The organism is Pseudomonas fluorescens (assembly GCF_005938625.1).
Taxonomy (GTDB): Bacteria; Pseudomonadota; Gammaproteobacteria; order Pseudomonadales; family Pseudomonadaceae; genus Aquipseudomonas; species Aquipseudomonas fluorescens_BD.
Genome location: NZ_VCNJ01000120.1, coordinates 1 through 1,283, shown reverse-complemented (window position 1 = coordinate 1,283; position 1,283 = coordinate 1). Strand labels below are relative to the sequence as shown.

Here is a 1,283-nt window from a genome sequence, read left to right as displayed (position 1 = left end):
CTGCGCCAAAACCCCGAGCATTGAAGACGCCAGCAGAAACGGTTCGACGCCCATGTCGATCAAGCGATTGACCGCCGACACCGCGTCGTTGGTGTGCAAGGTTGCCAACACCAAATGTCCGGTCAGCGACGCCTGCACGGCGATTTGTGCGGTCTCCAGATCGCGGATTTCGCCGATCATGATGATGTCCGGGTCTTGGCGCAGGATCGCCCGCAGCGCCAGGGCGAAGGTCATTTCGATTTTTGCGTTGACCTGAATCTGGCTGATGCCCGGCAGGTCGTACTCCACCGGGTCTTCGACGGTGAGGATGTTGCTGGTACTCGCATCGAGCCGCGCCAGAGCGGCATACAGGCTGGTGGTTTTGCCGCTACCGGTCGGCCCGGTGACCAGCACGATGCCGTGGGGCTGGCGGATCAGGTGATCGAGCTTGGCCAGCACCTGCGCGTCCATGCCGAGGGTTTCCAGATGCAGACGCCCGGCCTGTTTGTCGAGCAGGCGCATCACCACCCTTTCGCCATGCCCGGTTGGCACGGTGGAAACACGAATATCGATCGGCCGCCCGGCGACGCGCAGGGCGATGCGACCGTCCTGTGGCAGGCGTTTTTCGGCGATGTCGAGCTGCGCCATGATCTTGATCCGTGACACCAGCGCACCGTGCAGAGCCTTGCGCGGCGAGACCACATCGCGCAGGGTGCCGTCGACCCGGTAGCGCACCACGGAATGGGTTTCGAACGGTTCGATGTGAATGTCGCTGGCCTCATCGCGCGCGGCTTGGGTCAGCAGTGCGTTGATCATGCGGATCACCGGGGCGCCGTCCTGAGTGTCGAGCAGGTCAGTGATTTCCGGCATGTCCTGCATCAGGCGATCAAGGTCGACTTCGTTTTCCGCCGCGCCGACCACCGCCGCCGCGCTGCCGGTGTCGGCGTAAGCCGCGGCGAGCAAACCATCCAGCTCATCATCGCGCACGCGCTGAATCGTGGTCGCGCCGAACTGACGCCGCGCCTCACTGATCGACCAGCCCGGCGTCGACGGGCACACCGTCAACACGCCATCGCACAACAAAATCCGCTGCGCCTTGGCCCAGGCGTAAGGCAGTGCACTCATCTCAAGCCCTCCCCAACCCCTGTAGGAGCTGCCGAAGGCTGCGATCTTTTGATCTTTGGCCGTTTGGGTCCGTCGAAGAGCAAGATCAAAAGATCGCAGCCTTCGGCAGCTCCTACAGGTCCGTTTTCCAGATCAAGGGGCGATGTCGGCGTCATTGGATCGGCACCGCTTTGATCGTC

2 protein-coding genes are annotated in these 1,283 nt (G+C 62.9%); both read right to left on the bottom strand.

The window, feature by feature from the left end; all coding sequences use genetic code 11:
• Positions 1-1,104, bottom strand: a 1,104-nt coding sequence (locus FGA82_RS31960; protein ID WP_141130154.1) for an ATPase, T2SS/T4P/T4SS family, incomplete at its 3' end; no start/stop codon positions are given.
• A partial coding sequence (locus tag FGA82_RS32355; protein WP_212760564.1) for a hypothetical protein occupies positions 1,101-1,283 on the bottom strand: 183 nt, incomplete at its 5' end. The genes FGA82_RS32355 and FGA82_RS31960, both read right to left, overlap by 4 nt.